This window comes from Streptomyces sp. NPDC006643, assembly GCF_042870175.1.
Taxonomy (GTDB): Bacteria; Actinomycetota; Actinomycetes; order Streptomycetales; family Streptomycetaceae; genus Streptomyces.
Map to the genome: position 1 here is coordinate 225,585 of NZ_JBIAHA010000015.1, position 17,532 is coordinate 243,116.

11 protein-coding genes are annotated in these 17,532 nt (G+C 72.4%); 4 read left to right on the forward strand and 7 right to left on the reverse strand.

Annotation, left to right across the window (positions count from 1 at the left end; genetic code table 11):
* Nucleotides 1-7: 7 nt before the first annotated feature.
* The 4 genes from ACFYNU_RS21730 to ACFYNU_RS21745 all read right to left on the reverse strand — a co-directional run bounded on the left by ACFYNU_RS21730 (nt 8) and on the right by ACFYNU_RS21745 (nt 5,481).
* Nucleotides 8-1,270, reverse strand: a complete 1,263-nt coding sequence (locus ACFYNU_RS21730) for a PrsW family intramembrane metalloprotease (protein ID WP_356596084.1) — start codon at nt 1,268-1,270, stop codon at nt 8-10.
* A gap of 255 nt (nt 1,271-1,525) precedes the next feature.
* Nucleotides 1,526-2,266, reverse strand: a complete 741-nt coding sequence (trmB, locus tag ACFYNU_RS21735; protein WP_356596086.1) for a tRNA (guanosine(46)-N7)-methyltransferase TrmB — start codon at nt 2,264-2,266, stop codon at nt 1,526-1,528.
* A 198-nt stretch (nt 2,267-2,464) separates the two neighbouring features.
* Nucleotides 2,465-3,745: an L-2-hydroxyglutarate oxidase gene (gene lhgO / locus ACFYNU_RS21740; protein ID WP_356596064.1), complete on the reverse strand. Its 1,281-nt coding sequence runs from the start codon at nt 3,743-3,745 to the stop codon at nt 2,465-2,467.
* A gap of 200 nt (nt 3,746-3,945) precedes the next feature.
* Nucleotides 3,946-5,481, reverse strand: coding sequence for a sporulation protein (locus tag ACFYNU_RS21745; RefSeq protein WP_356596066.1), 1,536 nt, complete (start codon nt 5,479-5,481; stop codon nt 3,946-3,948).
* 594 nt (nt 5,482-6,075) lie between these two features.
* Here ACFYNU_RS21745 and ACFYNU_RS21750 point away from each other — a divergent pair.
* Complete coding sequence (locus ACFYNU_RS21750; protein WP_356596068.1) at nt 6,076-8,172, forward strand: asparagine synthase-related protein; 2,097 nt, start codon at nt 6,076-6,078, stop codon at nt 8,170-8,172.
* Nucleotides 8,173-8,213: 41 nt separating this feature from the next.
* On the opposite strand, the gene ACFYNU_RS21755 is transcribed toward ACFYNU_RS21750, so the two are convergent.
* A complete protein-coding gene (locus ACFYNU_RS21755) occupies nt 8,214-10,220 on the reverse strand; it encodes a sigma-70 family RNA polymerase sigma factor (protein WP_356596070.1) in 2,007 nt (668 codons plus the stop codon).
* Between the two features lie 436 nt (nt 10,221-10,656).
* Nucleotides 10,657-11,475 carry a helix-turn-helix domain-containing protein gene (locus ACFYNU_RS21760; RefSeq protein ID WP_356596072.1) on the reverse strand — a complete coding sequence of 273 codons (819 nt, stop codon included), beginning with the start codon at nt 11,473-11,475 and terminating at the stop codon, nt 10,657-10,659.
* Between the two features lie 333 nt (nt 11,476-11,808).
* Between ACFYNU_RS21760 and ACFYNU_RS21765 the strand changes: the two genes are divergently transcribed.
* Entirely contained in the window at nt 11,809-13,245 is a 1,437-nt protein-coding gene (locus ACFYNU_RS21765) for an NAD(P)/FAD-dependent oxidoreductase (RefSeq protein ID WP_356596074.1), read from the forward strand.
* A gap of 137 nt (nt 13,246-13,382) precedes the next feature.
* Nucleotides 13,383-15,128: an ATP-binding SpoIIE family protein phosphatase gene (locus ACFYNU_RS21770; protein WP_356596076.1), complete on the forward strand. Its 1,746-nt coding sequence runs from the start codon at nt 13,383-13,385 to the stop codon at nt 15,126-15,128.
* Between the two features lie 11 nt (nt 15,129-15,139).
* On the opposite strand, the gene ACFYNU_RS21775 is transcribed toward ACFYNU_RS21770, so the two are convergent.
* On the reverse strand, nt 15,140-16,423 hold the full coding sequence (locus ACFYNU_RS21775) for an MFS transporter (RefSeq protein ID WP_356596088.1): 1,284 nt from the start codon (nt 16,421-16,423) through the stop codon (nt 15,140-15,142).
* A gap of 179 nt (nt 16,424-16,602) precedes the next feature.
* Between ACFYNU_RS21775 and ACFYNU_RS21780 the strand changes: the two genes are divergently transcribed.
* Complete coding sequence (locus ACFYNU_RS21780; RefSeq protein ID WP_356596078.1) at nt 16,603-17,145, forward strand: MarR family transcriptional regulator; 543 nt, start codon at nt 16,603-16,605, stop codon at nt 17,143-17,145.
* The last annotated feature ends 387 nt before the right edge of the window (nt 17,146-17,532 follow it).

A 17,532-nucleotide genomic window follows, 5' to 3' on the forward strand; every position in this document is an offset into this window, starting at 1 on the left:
AGATGTCTCAGGTCTTGTACGGGTTGTAGCCGCCGTAGTCGATGTACGGCGGCGGTGTCCAGACCCGGCCCGTCGCCCGCGCCGCGTACGCCAGCGCGGGCGACGCCATTTCCCGGCGCTGCCACAGGTGGTGCAGCAACTCCTGCTCGCGTTCGGCGAAGTCCGCCTCCGCCGCGCCGCGCCGCGCGCGGTGGCGCAGGAACGCCAGGGCGGTCGCGAAAGTCTGGTACTCGCCGACCGTGCGGGCCGCCGAAGGGCCGTAACTACGCCCCGCCATCTCGCGCGCCATCGAGCGCGCCCGCATCGAGGACAGCGCGAGCGGTTCGGTCTCGGCGAGCCAGCCGGCCGCCGCGTACGCGGGCAACTCGGCCGAGACCGTGCGCAGTTCGCGCTGCCGGCTCCAGATCGCCAGCCAGGTCAGCAGGGCGAAGGCGGGCACCATGAAGGCCGCGTACACCGCGTAGAAGCCGTACGGGCCGAACAGCGCCGTCGAGCCGTTCCACAGCGCGTGCATGCCCATCGCCAGCACGAGGCCGAGCACCGGCGGCAGCCATCGGCGCACCCGCCGGCGGCGGGCGGCGAGCGCGGCCATGCCGAAGCCGATGCCCGTGAGGACCGTGAAGAGCGGATGCGCGAACGGCGCCATCACGACCCGTACGAAGAAGGTCGCCGCCGTCACGGACGCGAAGCCCGAGTTGCCGATCTGCTGGTCCTCGCCGAAGGCGTTGCCGAGATAGAGGATGTTCTCGGTGAAGGCGAAGCCGGTCGCGGTGAAGCCGGCGACGACGACCCCGTCGACGAGACCCGTGAAGGACCGCCGCCGGAAGAGGAAGATCAGCAGGATCGCGACGGCCTTCGCGCTCTCCTCGACGATCGGCGCGACCACCGTGGCCCCCAGCGACTCCGCGCCGGTGGGGTCCGCGGTGGCGGTGGCTATCCACTGCGTCGCGAAGGAGTTCGCCGTGATCGCCACCAGGGCGGCGGCGAAGGCGCCCCAGGCGAAGGCGAAGATCAGATTCCGCCAGGGCCCCGGCTCCACCCGGTCCAGCCAGCGGAACGCCGTGATCAGCAGTGGCACCGGCAGGGTCGCCAGACCGAGACCGACCAGGAAGCCGCGCGTGCCGGTCTGTTCCCGTACGAGGGAGAGGATCAGCAGCCCGCAGATGGCGAGCACGATGATCACCCCGCCCGCGCGCACGGCCGGATGCCGCCAGAACGAGCGGTGCGGCCGGTAGCGCCAGCGGGCCCGCTCCGGCACGGCGGCCCACATGTCACCGAGCTGCTGTTGTCGCTCGAACGCGGGGATCGCCGGATGCGGGGACCCGTACGCGGACTCGTACGGGGAGTCGTACGCGGACTCGTACGTGGACTCGTACGGAGGCTCCTGCGGGGGCGGTACGGACGGTTCGGACACCTACTGACCCTAACGAGGCCCACCGACAACCGGCGACGGCGTCCGGTCCGTCCCGGCCACAGCGCCCCGCCCGCCTCGTCGCCTCCGCTCGGCCGGTCCCGCTCGGAGGTCCTACTCGGCCGGTGCGCCGCCGGCGACACGGCGGAAAATCACATCGCGTACGGCATGCCCCTTGTCGAGGCCCTGGCCCTCGAAGCGCGTGAGCGGCCGGAAGTCGGGACGCGGCGCGTAACCGCCGTCCGGCGCGGTGTTCTCGAAGGCGGGGTGCTCGGTCAGTACGTCGAGCATCCGCTCGGCGTACGGCTCCCAGTCGGTCGCGCAGTGCAGTACGGCGCCGGGCCTCAGCCGGGGCGCGGCCAGGTCGAGGAACTCCGGCTGGATCAGGCGCCGTTTGTGGTGGCGCGTCTTGGGCCACGGGTCGGGGAAGTAGACGCGTATCCCGTCCAGTGCGGCGGGCGCCAGCATCTCCCGCAGCAGGATGATCGCGTCACCGTTGGCCACCCGGATGTTGGACAGCCCGTTCCGCTCGGCGAGACGCAGCAGATTGCCCTGCCCCGGTGTGTGGACGTCGGCGGCGAGGATCCCGGTGCCCGGGTCGTCGGCGGCCATCCGCGCGGTCGCCTCGCCCATGCCGAAGCCGATCTCCAGCACGACCGGCAGCCCGCCGAACAGCGCGCCGAGATCCAGGACCCGCCGCCCGTCGATGTCCAGACCCCAGGAGGGCCACAGCCGCCGCAGGACATCGGCCTGGCCGGTCGTCACGCGGCTGCGGCGCGGCTGGAAGCTGCGGATACGGCGCTCGAAGTGCGATCCGGCCGGGTCGGCGGCCGGTCCCGAGCCGTCGGGGAACATCCGGGACCAGGGGTGGGCGTCGTCGGCGCGCGCGCCGTCACCGTCACCGTCGCGGTCGCTGTTCACGTTCATCTGGGTCTCGGACACGTCTTCTCGGCACGTCGGGTCGGACAGGATCCTCCCGATTCTACGGACCCCGGCCCCGGTGCCCGATCTAAGCCCGGTCGCCGTCCGGTCGCCGTCCGGTCGCCGTCCGGTCTAAGCCCGGTCGCCGTCGGCGTCCCTCAGCATCGCCAGCGCCCGCCTCGCCACCTCGCGCCCGATCGGGAGCGACGCCGTCGCCGCCGGGGACGGGGCGTTGAGCACGTGCACCGTGCGCGGGGACTCCTGGATCAGGAAGTCGTCGGCCAGCGTGCCGTCCCGCAGCACGGCCTGGGCGCGCACCCCGGCCGTCGCGGGGCGCAGGTCCGCGTCCGTCACGGCGGGCAGCAGCCGTCGTACGGCGGTGGCGAAGGCGCGCTTGGACAGCGAGCGGCGCAGCTCGCCCGCGCCGTAACGCCAGTGTCGGCGCGCTATCCGCCAGGAGCCGGGCCAGCCGAGGGTGCCGGCCAGCTCACGGGGGCGCACGGCGGACCAGGAGTAGCCCTCCCTGGCGAGTGCGGGCACCGCGTTGGGGCCGACATGGACGCCGCCGTCGACGCCGCGCGTCAGATGCACCCCCAGGAACGGAAAGGCCGGATCCGGCACCGGATAGACCAGCCCGCGCACCAGAGAGGGCCGGGCCAGCTCGTAGTACTCGCCTCGGAACGGCACGATCCGCATGCCCGGGTCGTCGCCCGTCAGCCGGGCCACCCGGTCGCACTGGAGCCCCGCGCAGTTGACGAGGGCGCGGGCCCTGACCACCTCCCCGGAGGACGTACGCACGGCGACACCCCACGCCCGCCGGTCGACGACGGTGACCTCCGCCCCGTACCGCACGGTGGCGCCCGACGCCCGCGCCGACTCCGCGAGCCGCGCCGCGACGGCCCCGAAGTCGCACACCCCGGTCGTCCCGACATGGATCGCGGCCAGGCCGCGTACCTCCGGCTCGTACTCCATGATCTGCGCCGGGCCCAGCTCCCGGACCGGGATGCCGTTCTCCCTGCCGCGCTGGACCAGGGCGTGCAGCCGGGGCAGCTCGGCGCGGCCGGTGGCGACGATGAGTTTGCCGGTGACCTCGTGCGCGATGCCGTACTCCGCGCAGAACTTGACCATCTCGGCGGCGCCCTTGATCGCGTAACGCGCCTTGAGGGAGCCGGGGCGGTAGTACACACCGCTGTGGATGACGCCGCTGTTGTGCCCCGTCTGGTGCCGTGCCGGGCCGGGCTCCTTCTCCAGGACCGTCACACGGGTGCCGGGCGCGGTCCGGGTCAGGGCGTAGGCCGTCGAGAGACCGACGATGCCGCCGCCGATCACCAGCACGTCGCAGTCGTAACCGTGCCGGCCGCCATGCCGATAGCCGTGACCACGGCCTTCGACGCGACCCGAGCCGTCTTCCATCACCCGCGCAACCTCCCACCCCGATAGTGCACTGGCCCACTGACAATGCCCTTAAACCATCGGGGTACCACGCGTGTCCCACATCGTTCACCAAGCATTCGGCAGCAGGCAGCAGGCAGCAGGCAGCAGGCATTCGGCAGTCGGCCCACCCGGGCGCCGGCCCGGTGCGCCGTCGTCCCGCCGTCTGCGCCGGCGCACTTCTACGCCGGGGCCACCAGCAGCGGGCGCGCCCGCTCCCGCAGCTCCGCGACCCTCGGCTCGTCGCCGTACGGCTCAAGGCGGTGCAGCAGGTCGCGTACGTACTCCGTGGTGCGCGCCGACGAGATCCGCCCCGCCACCTCCACGGCCCTGGTCCCGGCCGCGCACGCCGCGTCCAGATTCCCGGACTCCAGCTCGGCGACCGCGCTCACCACCAGGCGTAACCCGTGCGAACGCGCGAACTCCTCCGTCGGCCGCGACAGCGCCTGCTCGTTGAAGCGCCGCATCTGCTGCGGCACCTTCAGATCGCGGTAGCACTCGGCGGCGTCGGCGGCGAAGCGGTCGTACGAGTAGAAGCCCAGCCAGCTGGGATCCGCGTCGCCCGCCCGCGAGCGCTCCAGCCAGCCCTCCGCCGCCTTCAACGCGGCCCCGGCCGCCGCCGCGTCGCCCGCCTTCGCGTGCGCGCGTGCCTCCACCAGCCGGAAGAAGCTCATCGTGCGGGCCGTCGCGAGGCCCCTGTTGCGCTCCAGCGCCGCCTGGGCCAGGTCGACGCCCTCGTCGGCGAAGCCCCGGTAGGTCGCCTGGAGGGACATCGACGCCAGGACGTAGCCGCCGAGCGGCACGTCGGCCGCCGCGCGGGCGAGCCGCAGCGCCTGGATGTAGTAGCGCTGCGCGGCCTCCTGCTGGCCGGTGTCGAAGGCCATCCACCCGGCGAGCCTGGTCAGTTCGGCGGTCGCGCCGAAGAGACCGCGGCCGACCTCGTCGCTGTACGCGGCGAGCAGCAGCGGCGCCGCGTCGACCCGCAGACACTCGGGCACCATCGACGAACGCCAGTCCCCGCCGCCGTACTTGGAGTCCCAGCGCCGGGCGTCGGCAGCCGCCTCACGGAGCTTGGCGACATCGCTGTGCCCCACGCGCAGGGGCGAGACCTCCCCGCCGTCGGCCCCGGGAGCCCCGCCGGGGGCCGCCGTGCCGGGCTGGAGCGCCGAGGCGGGCGGACCGGTCGCCCCGGGCCCGCCGTGCGCCGCGTGCGCTCTGCGTGCTGCCTCGGCCATCGCCGCGTCGCGCGCGACGGACGAGTCCGCGGGCGATATCAGCCACCGCGACGCGGGCGTGGCGTACGCGCTGACCGCGAAGGAACCGGCCAGCGACTGCCAGATACCGCCGCTGCCGGCCCGCCGTCCGGCCAGGTCCAGCCGGTACAGATCGGTCGCCGACCGCACCGCCGCTGCCACGTCACGCGGGAACGCGAGACCCACCTCAGGCGCCGGATCGGCGTCGGCCAGCCCGATTTCGTGCAGCGGTACGGGACGGCCCAGCTTGGCACCGATGGCAGCGGCGATCAGGTGGGGCGCCGCACCCTGCGGAACCATCCCCTTCGAAACCCACCGCGCCACCGACGTCTTGTCGTATCGAAGCGTCAGACCGCGCTGCGACCCGAGGTCGTTGACCCGCCGGGCGAGACCGGCGTTGCTGATTCCCGCGAGGGCGAGAACGGTGCCGAGCTTCTCGTTCGGCCCGCGTAGCTCCCTGGACATGCGCCACCCCTCGACACACAGACGGCCGCCCCGCCGGCCCCTCTTGTGAGGAACCCCGTGGCATTCGTAAACCCAGCGTAGTTCGCCGCATCCCTACCGTTAAGGGGCGGCGTTCCGGATGGCGGGATTGTTGTCCGTACGCGAGTACGCGCAAAACTCGCCCCGGCTCGAACGTGCTCCGGGTGTGTGGCCGTGCGCCCGGCCGTGCGCTCTTGGCCAAAAGAGGCCGGGAGCGCTTCCATGAGTGCTGCGTGGGTCGGCCCACTGCGTACTGGAACCAGTGGGCTGGGGGACACCGCCGCCTCATTTCCCCGCGGGTGGCGGATCGGTCCGGGAGGCGAAGGCGCCTCCCGGACTGTACGTTTGCCGACGTCCTGTCGGCCGATCGGGCTCGGAGATTGGCTGAATGCTGCCTATCGGTCCAGAGCCGTTCACCGCCCCAATTGTCCTTTGCCAGGGGCGCGTTCGTCTTTCGCGCTCCCTCCCCGGGTCCCCGCCCGGTCCCCTCCTGTGTGCCGTTGTCGTGGCAGCATGTCCACGGACGACCGACGACGACCGGTACGACTCTTTGATCCACAGGCTGTGGAGGCGGCGATGCGCTGGTTGGTGGGGTGGAGCAGTATCGCCGCGAGCTTCGGCACCGCGGGAGCTGTCGGCGATCAGTCGGAGGGCCGCTCGGTCCTCCCCGTCGGATCCCAACTCCTGTGGGGCGACCCGGATCCGCTGTGGGCCGTGGGCGACTGGCGCGACGACGAAGTGCGCGTCGTCAGCGTCGACGCGTTCACCCGGCTCGCCGTCCTCGGCTGCTGCGGAGCCACCGACGAGCAGCTGAAACTGGGCCTGTTCGCCGCACGCGGCGGCGCCCTGCGCCATCTCACCGCCTGGCCCGGCAGTTACACGGCGGTCGCCCAGATCGGCCGCCGGATCACCGTCGCGGGCGATCTCGCGGGCGCCAGACCCGTGTTCCACACCCCCTGGGCGAACGGCACCGCCTACGCCACCGCCGCCCTGCCCCTCGCGGACCTCATCGAGGCACAGCTGGACATCGGGCACCTGGCCGCGCTGCTCGCCTGCCCCGAGACACCCGAGGCACTGCGCGACTCCACGCCGTACGCGGGCGTCAAACGCGTCCCGCCCGGCCACGCCCTCGTCCTGCGCGAGGGCTCCCGCGAGATCACCGGATACGAACAGGTCGCCTCGCTCGCCGTCGCCGCACCCCAGGCCGACCCCGAACGCGCCGTCGAGGGAGTCAGGGACGCCCTCGTCGAAGCCGTACGCGCCAGACTCCTGGCGCCCCGCCACGCTCCCGAGACGGCGCCCCCCGACCCCGGGCCCGTGCCCGGCATGGGCCCCGCCGACCGGCGCGCCGCACGCGGCGCACCCGTCCCCGGCATCGGCGCCGACCTGTCGGGCGGCAGCGCGTCGGGCACCCTCGCGCTGCTCGCCGCCGGACTGCCCGGCGCGCCCGGCACCGTCCTCGGCCACGGCACCGGCGCCGGCGAACGGCTCCTCGCCGTCACCTTCAACGATCTCGTCACCGGCGGGCGTGAGGCCGAGCTGGAGCGGGCCCGCGTCATGGCGTCCAACCCCCGGCTGCACCACGTGGTCGTCGCGGCGGGCGAAGAGGCCCTGCCGTACGCCGAGTTGGAAGGCCCGCTGACCGACGAGCCGGGACCGGCCCTCGTCAGCGCCGAACGCCACCGCCGCAGGCTCGCCGCAGGCAGCGCCGACCACTTCACCGGCGCCGGGGCCCGCGAGGTGCTGGACGCCCACCCCGCGCGCCTGGCCGACCTGCTGATCGACCGCCGCCGCCGCGATCTGCTGCGGCCGACCACCGCGCTCGCCAAGGCCCAACGGCCCGCGGCCGGCTCGCTGTTCGTGCCGCTCACCGTCTACCGCGCGGCCCGCCGCCTCGCCCGTACGCCGTACCGCACCGGCCTCGAACAGGCCGCCGCCCAGCTCCCCGCCGCGCACCGCGACCGCAACGCCCCCGCCGCCGACGGGCCGTTGGGCGCGTCCCTCGCCGCGCTCACCTGGTCGCGCCCCGGACCGGCGGCGCGCTGGCTCACGGGGGAGGCTCTCGCTGAAGTATCGGTTCGCCTGACGGCGGCGGCGATCCGCCCGACATCCGTCCAGCGGCCCGGAGAGGCCCGCGCACGGGCCGCGCTCGCCCGGCACGCCGCCGACCACCGCATCTTCGAACAAGCCGCCGAGATCCGCAGCCAGCGGCTGCACGCGCCGTTCTTCGACAACCAGGTCGTACGCGCCTGCCGGGCGCTCCCCGAATCGCTACGGGTCCAGCCCGGCGCCCGCTCCGACGTCCTGCGCGCCGTCCTCGCGGGGGCGGGCATCCACGACCTGCCGCCCGGCTGGGGCGCCACCACACACGCCACGGAGGCCGCCGCCACGCGCACCGGGATGCGGGCCGCCGTCAACGACCTGATGGCCCTGTTCGACGCGCCGCTGCTCGCCGACGCGGGCCTGATCGAGGCACGCGTGGTGCGCAAGGCACTGCGCAAAGCGGCCGAGGGCGAGCCCATCCCGCTGGACGGCATCGCCGACCTGGTCTCCACGGAACTGTGGCTCAGACGCCTGCTCTCCCGCCGGGGCACCTGCTGGACGGGCTCGGCGGCCCCGCGCCAGCGCGCGGTGGCGGGCGGCGTGATCCCCCGCCCGACGCTGCACCCGTAGACCCGGCGAGGACCCCGCCGGGGCCCACGTCCCCGTCCCGCTCAGCGGCAACTGATCCGGGACTGCGCCCAGTCGGCCACCGCCACCGAGCCGAACGGCGTGTGCGGTTCGACCACCAGACGGATCGTCCGCCGCCCCTCGATCCCCACACTCACCGGCACGGCCGGGTCGCCGCCGCGGACGACCGGGGACCGCCAGAGCCGGCTGCCGTCGCCGTACACGGAGAACCGCACCGCGCCGAGCCCGAGCGTCATGTCGTCGACCCCCACCAGCGCCTGGTAGGTGGCACACCGGCGGTTCAGCTCGATGGTCACCGAACCCCGCGCGTGCATGGACGCCCCGTGCCCGTACCGGGTGCCGCCGATCGACATACCGGGGCGCTGCCAGAGCCAACTGCTCTCCCCGATCCGCACCTGGGGTCCGGAACCGTCGCCCGTCACGTCGTACTTGAGCTGGTTGACCTGGTACACCTGCGGCGCGGGCGGAGGCGGAACCGGGACGGGCGGCTTCGGCCTGGCGGGCGGCGGCGACGGCCGCTCCGGACCGGGCTTCGGCGGCGTCGGCCTCGCCTTCGTCGGAGTGGGGCTCGGCTTCGGTTTCGGGTCGGGCTTCTCGGCCGCCGGGACCGGCCGGGGCGCCGGCGCGGGCGGGACCGGCGGCTTGGGCTTCGGCTTCGGCGGCGGCGCGGGCTCCTCCGGCACGACCGGCTGTACGACGGGGGGCTTGGCCTCCGGCTTGTCGGGGACCTCGTCCCCGCTCAGCGCCCACACCAGCCCGGCCGCGGCGGCGAGGGTGACCACGGCCGCGATACCCGCCTTCATCGGCGCGCCCAGCCCCTCGGCCGCCGCGCCGCCGGCCGCACCGGCACCCGCCGACCCCGACGCACCACCGGTGGCCGCCGCGGCGCCCGCTCCGGCCGCGCCCGCCGCCGCCCCGCCGGCCACGACGCCGGCGGCCTTGAGCGAGTACCCCGCCGCGAACCACCCGATGACCGCGAGCGGAAGCACCGCCGGAATCCCGGCGTTGACGTGCGCCAACTCGCCCGCCACGAGGCGGCACTTCGCGCACTCGTCCAGATGCTTGCGCAGCCCGCGCTCGGCCCGGATCCGCAGACCGCCGCGCGCGTACGCGCCGAGCCGGTCGGCGTACTGCGCGCAGTCCCCGGCCGTGGCGACCGCCGTGTTCACATGCGCCTGGAGATACGCCTGCTTCAGACCCTCGCGCGCCCGACTGGCCAGCACGGCGGTCGCGTTGGCCGTCAGACCGAACAGCGGCGCGATCGCGCTCGGCGACTCCTCCTCGACGGTGGTGTGCCAGAGCACCGCCTGCCAGCGCTCGGGCAGACTGCGGAACGCCCTTACGGCCAGCGACCGTTCGGCCTCGTGCATCGCCCGCACATCGGCGCCCAGGTCCAGCGTCTCGTCGTCCGACACCTCGGACGCGCGGGCGGACTCGGCGGCGAACACCGCGAAGTCCTCGACCAGTTGCTCGCGCTTGGCGGTCTTCGTCCACGCGGCGGCGACGCGCCGCACGGTGGTGAGCAGATACGCCCGCACGGCCTGCTCGGGCCCGGCGCCCCCGCGTACCGCCTGGAGCGTGCGCGCGAACACCTCGGCCGTCAGGTCGTCGGCGGTGTGTCCGTCCCGGCAGCAGGTGCGCGCATAGCGCAGTACGGCCGCGGAGTGCCGCCGGTACAACTCCTCGTACGCGCCGTCGTCACCGGCCCGCATACGCTGGATCAACTCGGCGTCCGAGGGCGGCAGATCGCCGACCGGCCCCTCTACGAGCCCGTCACCCTCGGCCGGTACGCCACCGCCCTCGCGCTGCGGCGGCACACTCGGGTCCGACCCGCCTCGGGAGCCGGCGACCTCACCGGCCCCAATCGGCCCTGTGGCACCGGCAGTCCCGGAGGTCCCGGCTGGAGCCCCGGCCCCGGAGGAGCCACCGCGCCCACCCTGGTTCGGCACCTGCCCGGACGGCGGCCCACCCGTCTCCGTACCCCCGGCACCGCCGCCGGTCCGTGACCCGTCCCGTTCGTCACCGCTCATCGCGGAAGCCCCCGTAGCGTCCTGCACACCCGAAACACCGGGTCAGCGTGCCACAGCGCCCGCCACCACCAAACCCCTGTTGACAGCGACCACTCGTACGTGATTCGCCACCGTCACGGGGCATCGGCCCGGGGCCGTACGCGAAGGACTCGACCGGGTGCGACACAAACGCCGTTCACCAGGATGTTCCGCACGGGACAGATCCGGAGCCGCCCCGGACGGGCGTCCACGAGGGACGGTTCACGGCGAGTGCGGCACGGTCACCGGACGAACAACCGTCCGACGACCGCCCCACAGCCTCAAGTTGACGTACGGAACGCGGAACGCGGGGCACCGAGCACGGAGCCGGGGCACCAAGCCGCAGCGCGGACTCCCAACGGACTCCGGAACGCCGCCGCACGTCGGCTCACGCTGCCACCCGTCGGCTCACGCCGTCTCACGCCGCGCGGGAGCGAAGCCCTTCGAGCAGGATGTCCAGCAGCCGAGCCGAAGCCGCCGCCTGCTGAGCCGCGTCCGGCAGCGCGGGCGCCGCCGTGGCTATCACCAGCAGGACATCGGCCACCGTCACCCCGGGCCGAAGCTCGCCGGCCGACCGCGCACGCTCGACCAACTGCCCCACTACATCGAGCAGTTCGACCGTGCCCGAGGCCGGATCCACCAGCTCGTCGCCCACGGACCCCGCCGAGCCGTCCGCCTTCGCCGACCCGAGCGCCGCCTCCGGGTGCTGCCCGGCATGCTCACCGGAACCGACCACCCGCAGATCCGGCTGCCCGGACTGCCGCTGCTGCGGCACCCGTGCCGAGTCCACCACGTCCGGCACGACCGTCGACTCGTCGACGTCCACCCCGACCCTCAACACCTGCGGCGGCAGCAGCCGGCCCGCGCCGGAAGCCACCGACGTCCGCAGGAAGCGGGCGAGCGCGGACCACGGCTCGTCCTCCTGCCCCAGAGCGGCACGCGCCTGCTCCGTCAGCCGGGAGGTCTCCTCCTCGGCTATCCGGCGGACCAGCACGTCCTTGCTGGGAAACCGTCGGTAGACCGTGCCGACCCCGACCCGGGCCCGGCGCGCCACATCCTCCATCGGCGCCCCGTAACCCAGCTCGCCGAACACCTCACGAGCCGCCCGCAGGACGTGCTCAAGATTGCGCTGTGCGTCGACGCGCAGCGGTGCGGCTCGGCCGATCCCGCCCGCGCTCGCGCGTCCATTGCCGTCCACGGATACGACGGCCTGCCAATGAGAATCCTGAATGTGCATGCGTTCCCCCGGTAATGACGTCTCCCCCCGGAGACCTCCCCGCCTGACAGCCGGGACCGCCCGACCCAGTCACGGTCGACGCCCCCGTCGAAGTACGAACATAGTTGAGCCCCGGGGAATTCAGAAGGGGGTGGTTCCGCACAGTGCGCCCCCCGATCGGAGCAAGGACCGGAAGATGCCTGATTCGGCACTCTGCCACCACCGGGCCCGTACCCCCTGACCTGCGAACCTTCCCTGCCGCAGGGGGATTTGCGCACGTGGGACCGCCGAAGGGCTCCGGTCACACAATTTGCCGGGGCTGTGGACAAACCCAGGAGCCCGTTGCCTCATGGGGTGGTGAAGGCAGAGATCTCCCGGGGGAGGACCCCCACACCACCACCCCGCGCACGCGTTCTCGTCGTCGGCGGCGGCTACGTCGGGATGTACACCGCGCTCCGGCTCCAGCAGAAGCTCAAGCGCGGCGAGGCGGAAATCGTGGTCGTGTCGCCCAACCCGTACATGACCTACCAGCCGTTCCTGCCCGAGGCCGCCGCGGGCTCGATCTCACCGCGCCATGTGGTGGTGCCGCTGCGCCGTGTCCTGCCCAACTGCACGATCATCGTCGGTGAGGCCAGATCCATCGACCACGCCAAGCGCGTCGCGACGCTCACCACCCTCGCGTCCGAGGAGGAGGCGGCCACCAGAACGACCACCGTCGGCGCCGACGACACGGTGGCCGACGCGCACGAGCCCCCCGGCTCCTTCGAGATGACGTACGACGAACTCGTCCTCGCCCCCGGCTCGGTCTCCCGCACCCTCCCGGTCCCCGGCCTCGCCGAACACGGCATCGGCTTCAAGACCGTCGAGGAGGCCATCGCCCTGCGCAACCACGTCCTGGAACAGATGGACATCGCCTCCTCCACCCGCGACCCGGAACTGCGCGACGCCGCACTCACCTATGTCTTCGTCGGCGGCGGCTACGCGGGCGTCGAAGCGCTCGCCGAACTGGCCGACATGGCCCGCTACGCCACCCGCTACTACCACAACATCAAGGCCGACGACCTGAAGTGGATCCTCGTCGAGGCCTCCGACCACATCCTCCCCGAGGTCGGCCACGACATGGGCAAGTACGCGGTGCGCGAGCTGCGGGCCCGCAACATGGACGTACGCCTCGAAACCCGGCTCGACTCCTGCGAGAACCGGGTGGCGGTCCTGAGCGACGGCACCCGCTTCCCCACCCGCACCGTCGTCTGGACGGCGGGCGTCAAGCCGCACCCGATCCTCGCCGCCACCGATCTGCCCCTCGACAAGCGCGGGCGGCTCATCTGTACGGCGAAGCTCACCGTCGACGGCGCCGAACACGCCTGGTCGGCCGGTGACGCCGCAGCCGTCCCCGACCTCGCGGCGGACGAGCCCGGCATGGAATGCGCCCCCAACGCGCAACACGCCGTCCGCCAGGCCCGGGTACTCGCCGACAACATCGTCGCCTCCCTGAGAGGCGAAACACCGCGCGACTACCGTTACCGGTACGCCGGTTCCGTCGCCTCGCTCGGCCTCCACAAGGGCGTCGCACAGGTCTACGGCCGTAAACTCAAGGGCTATCCGGCCTGGCTGATGCACCGCGTGTACCACCTCAGCCGCGTCCCGACCTTCAACCGCAAAGCGCGAGTACTGGCGGAATGGACCCTTTCCGGCCTCTTCAAACGGGAGATCGTCTCCCTCGGCTCGCTGGAGCACCCACGGGCCGAATTCGAACTCGCCGCCGGAAGGGAACGCTCCAGAGACGTCTGACGTCCGATGTCAGTGCGGTCCGCAACACTGAACGTGTGACCATAGGTGGGTTCACATCTGCACAGAGTGATTCCGCAGAGAGCGATCCGGCAGCCCGCCAAGGCGAACAGCAACGACACCATGAGGCCTGAAAATCCGTGAATTTCACGCGTTGGAGCGCCCGGCTCCCCGGTACGCAGCGCCGCACCGCCGCGCGGACGGACGCCGGAGAGGCGCACTCGCCGGGTGCCGCCAGTTCCGTGCCCGCCGCCCGTGGTGAATTCGAACGACACGGCGAGCGCAAGGGCAGAAGAGGCGGAGCAGGAGCGGGGAACGGAAAAGACGGCACCCCGGCAGACGTCCCCGCGCTCGAAGAGCTGGCCGTCCGCGATGTCCTCGACGGTCTCCCCGCCCTCGTCGCCCTGGTGTACGGCCCCAACCACCGTGTCGCGTACGTCAACGACGCCTACACCGACGCCTTCGGCCCGCGCGAACCGGGCACGGCCGCGGCCGAGAGCTGCCCCGAGCTGGTCGAGCTGGGCCTGATGCCCCTCATGGACCAGGTGCTGCGCAGCGGAAAGCCCCGTACGGTCAAGTCCCGCAAGGTCCAGTCGGCCGCCTTCGGCACGGCCCACGCCCTGGCCAACGGCTCCGCGACCGTGGCCCGCGACGGCTCATACACAGTGACCTGCACCCCCGTCGACACCAGCGGATCCGGCGGCGTCCTGATCTTCGCCGCCGACGTCACCGACCACGCCGAGGCCGCCGAGCGCCTGCGCTCAAGCGAACGCAGACTCCGCGAGACCGCCGTCGCCCTCCAGCGCTCGCTCCTCCCGCAGGAGTTGGAACAGCCCGACGACCTGCGCGTCGCCGCCACCTACCAGCCGGGCGGCACGGACGCGGCGGTCGGCGGCGACTGGTACGACGTGATCACCCTCGGCGCCGGCCGTACGGCTCTGGTCATCGGCGACGTCATGGGCCGCGGCGTCCGCGCGGCGGCCGTCATGGGCCAGCTGCGCACCGCCGTCCGCGCGTACGCCCGCCTCGACCTGCCCCCGCACGAAGTCCTGCAACTGCTCGACGGACTCGCCGCCGAGATCGACGCCAGCCAGATCGCCACCTGCGTCTACGCCGTCCACGACCCCAACGAGGGCCGGCTCGTCTACGCGTCGGCGGGCCACCTGCCGATCCTCGTACGCGCCGAGGACGGCACGGTCGCGCGCGCCGCCGACCCGACAGGGCCCCCGCTCGGCACCGGCGGCTGGATCCACACCTCCGGCACCATCGACCTCGCGCCCGGCTCCACCGCCGTCCTCTATACGGATGGTCTCGTCGAGCGCCGCAGCGAGGACATCGACGAGGGCGTGGCCTCTTTGGAACGCGCGCTGGCCGGAGCCAAGGGCTCACCCCAGGTCGTCTGCGACCGGCTGATCCGCGCGATGGGCGTCACGGCCGAGCACGACGACGACGTGGCGGTCCTGGTCCTCCAGCACCCCGCCCGGACCGGACAGGCCGCCGAGCTTTTCCACAACGCCGCGCTCGACCTCCTCGGCGGCATCGAGGCAGCCCCGCGCGCCCGCGCGTTCGCCTCGGGAGTCCTCTCCTCGTGGCGCTTCCCCGTGGAGCTGAGAGACCTCGGCGTGCTCGCCACCAGCGAACTCGTCGCCAACTCCCTCCAGCACGGCACCCCGCCCATGCGCCTCAGACTCCGCCGCACCGACCGCCGACTGATCATCGAGGTCACCGACGGGGACGACCATCTGCCCCTGCGCCGCCACGCCGAACCGGCGGACGAGGCCGGCCGCGGCATCTCGATCGTCGCGACGATCGCCTCGTCCTGGGGCTCGCGCCGCACACCGGGCGGCGGCAAAGCGGTCTGGTGCGAGTTCGCCCTCCCTCATTAGGAGGCGGCGACTCAGGAGGCGGTGACGGTCTCCGGCTTGTGCATGGCGACCACCCGCGACCTGTGGTGCGCGAGTGACGGCTGGTCCTGTACGGGGGTGAGCCGCCGTCCCAGCCGCAGCGCCAGCACACTGACACCGAGCGAGAACAGCACGAACGTCACGATGTACGGCCCGTGCAGCGCGGCCCCCATCGGCCCGCCCACAGCGGGCCCCACGGCCAGCGCGAGCTGCTTGACCAGCGCGAAAGCGGCGTTGTACTGCCCGACCATCTCGTCCGGCGCCAGGTCGGCCACCAGCGGGGCCACGGTCGGCGACAGCATCGACTCACCGAGCCCGAAGAGCGCGTACGTGGAGATGAAGGCGGCCGTCGCCATCGTCTGGCTCCCGTGCCCCAGCCCCGCGTACCCCGCGATGATCCAGGCGAGCGCCCAGATCAGCCCCACCGACGCGATGACCCGGCTCCGCCGGCGCCGCTCGACCAGCCGCAGCACGACGAACTGCGCCACGACGATCACCGCGGTGTTGGCTGCCAGCGCGATCCCGAGCGTCGACGGGTCGATCCCGGCGGCCTCGGTACCGTACGCGGCCAGCCCGGACTCGAACTGCCCGTAGCAGGCGAAGAACAGCACGAAGCCCAGCACACACAGCTGCACCATCGCCCGGTGCCCGAGCAGCGCGCGCAGCCCACCGCCCCCGGTACGCGCGGCCTCTTTAGGAAGCGCGGACGAGGCGGAGGACGTACGAGGCAGCCGGACCGTCCCCGCGACGGCGGCCAGTGCGAGGAACATGGCGGCCTCGATGCCGAACAGCAGGGTGAAGCTCCCCGGCCGGGTGACGTCGACGAGCTGCCCACCGATCAGCCCACCGACGCCGAGCCCGAGATTCTGGAGAAAGAACTGCGTCGCGAAGGCCCGCGTACGGGTCGACGGGTCAGAGCACCAGACGATCATCGTGGCGAGGGCGGGTTGCATGACGGCGGTCCCGGCACCCAGCAGAGCGGCGGAGACCACGGCGGCCGGCACGGTGGCCGCGACCCCCATCCCCACGGCGCCCACGGCGGCCAGCACCGCACCACCGACGACGACGGGCAGCGGACCACGCCGGTCGATCACACGACCGGTGAAGGGCAGGGCGACGAGTGCGGCCATGGCGAAGACGGCCAGCACGGCCCCCGCCGTACTCGCGCCCAGGTCCCGCACCTGGGCCACATACACATAGAGATACGGGACGGTGAACCCGAGCCCGAACGCGCTCAGCGCGTTCCCTGCCTGGATCCGGCGCATCGCGGCGCCCATCACCCTGGTCACACTCACCTGCCTTGAAGGATCGAAGAGAGAAGCCGAAGAGAGAAGCCGACGAGGAGACTCAAGACCGCAAGACCTGAGACCTGAAGACTTCGAAGCTAAAGTTAGAGCCTCAACAATACACATCGAAGGACTTCAACGCGAACGATGCGCGTGCCATACTGCGCCGCATGTCAGACACCCCCGAGGAACCGAGCCTCGACGAACAGATCGCCGCCTATCAGCGAGAGTTCGACGACCTCGACCCCCAGGTGGAACAAGTCGTCTCGGCACTCGGACGGCTCAACCGCCGGATGAACGTGGCGTACGGGCGACAGGTCTCCGACCTCGGCATCAGCAACGCCGAGTGGGAGGTCCTCAAGACCCTGGTACTGGCCGGAGCCCCGTACCGCCTCGGCCCGGGCGAGCTGGCCAAGCGCCTCGGACTCACCCCGGCGGCGATGACCCACCGCGTCGACCGCATGGCGGGCGAAGGCCTGGTCACGCGCGACCGGGACGAGAAGAACCGGGTCCGGGTGATCGTCGAACTGACGGACGAGGGCCGCACGAAGTGGCTGGAGGCCATGCGCATGGCCTCCGACTTCGAGGAGGACCTGCTCCAGGACCTCTCGGGTGAGGAACGCGGAGTGCTGGGAGAGCTGCTGATCCGCCTCCTCCGCCGCGTGGAACACGCCCAACCGGACGCCGGCGGACGCCTGACGGATCTGGACTGACCCGACCCGACCTGCGGTTGACGGAGGGCGAACGCCTCAAGTTGACACCGCGGGGACCGGTCCGTAAGGTTCTTCGAGTTGTCATGGAGCCGTAACGGTTCTACGGCACACTCCGGCCGCTTGAATGCGGCACACAAACTCTGCGGGACCCCCTCGACCGGGAACAATTTCGGCATGCCGAAATCCATTACCGGGACTCGATTTGTGAGACGGCGGGGAAACGGGCTAGAGTTTGAAACGTCGGAACGGCCGAAGGGCCGGAAAGACAAACCCGCTGACCGGGAATCAGGCACCGAAAGGTTCTGATAGAGTCGGAAACGCAAGACAGCAACACAGCAAGAACCGAAGGGAAGCCCGGAGGGACCCGGAAACGGGACCAAAGGAAGC

Bases quoted from the DNA above. Each gene is read 5' to 3' on its own strand.
- ACFYNU_RS21730 (WP_356596084.1), bottom strand. From the start codon at position 1,270: ATGTGGGCCGCCGTGCCGGAGCGGGCCCGCTGGCGCTACCGGCCGCAC.
- ACFYNU_RS21755 (WP_356596070.1), bottom strand. From the start codon at position 10,220: ATGAGCGGTGACGAACGGGACGGGTCACGGACCGGCGGCGGTGCCGGG.
- ACFYNU_RS21745 (WP_356596066.1), bottom strand. From the start codon at position 5,481: ATGTCCAGGGAGCTACGCGGGCCGAACGAGAAGCTCGGCACCGTTCTC.
- ACFYNU_RS21775 (WP_356596088.1), bottom strand. From the start codon at position 16,423: ATGGGCGCCGCGATGCGCCGGATCCAGGCAGGGAACGCGCTGAGCGCG.
- ACFYNU_RS21780 (WP_356596078.1), top strand. From the start codon at position 16,603: ATGTCAGACACCCCCGAGGAACCGAGCCTCGACGAACAGATCGCCGCC.
- lhgO (WP_356596064.1), bottom strand. From the start codon at position 3,745: ATGGAAGACGGCTCGGGTCGCGTCGAAGGCCGTGGTCACGGCTATCGG.
- ACFYNU_RS21750 (WP_356596068.1), top strand. From the start codon at position 6,076: ATGCGCTGGTTGGTGGGGTGGAGCAGTATCGCCGCGAGCTTCGGCACC.
- trmB (WP_356596086.1), bottom strand. From the start codon at position 2,266: ATGTTCCCCGACGGCTCGGGACCGGCCGCCGACCCGGCCGGATCGCAC.
- ACFYNU_RS21760 (WP_356596072.1), bottom strand. From the start codon at position 11,475: ATGCACATTCAGGATTCTCATTGGCAGGCCGTCGTATCCGTGGACGGC.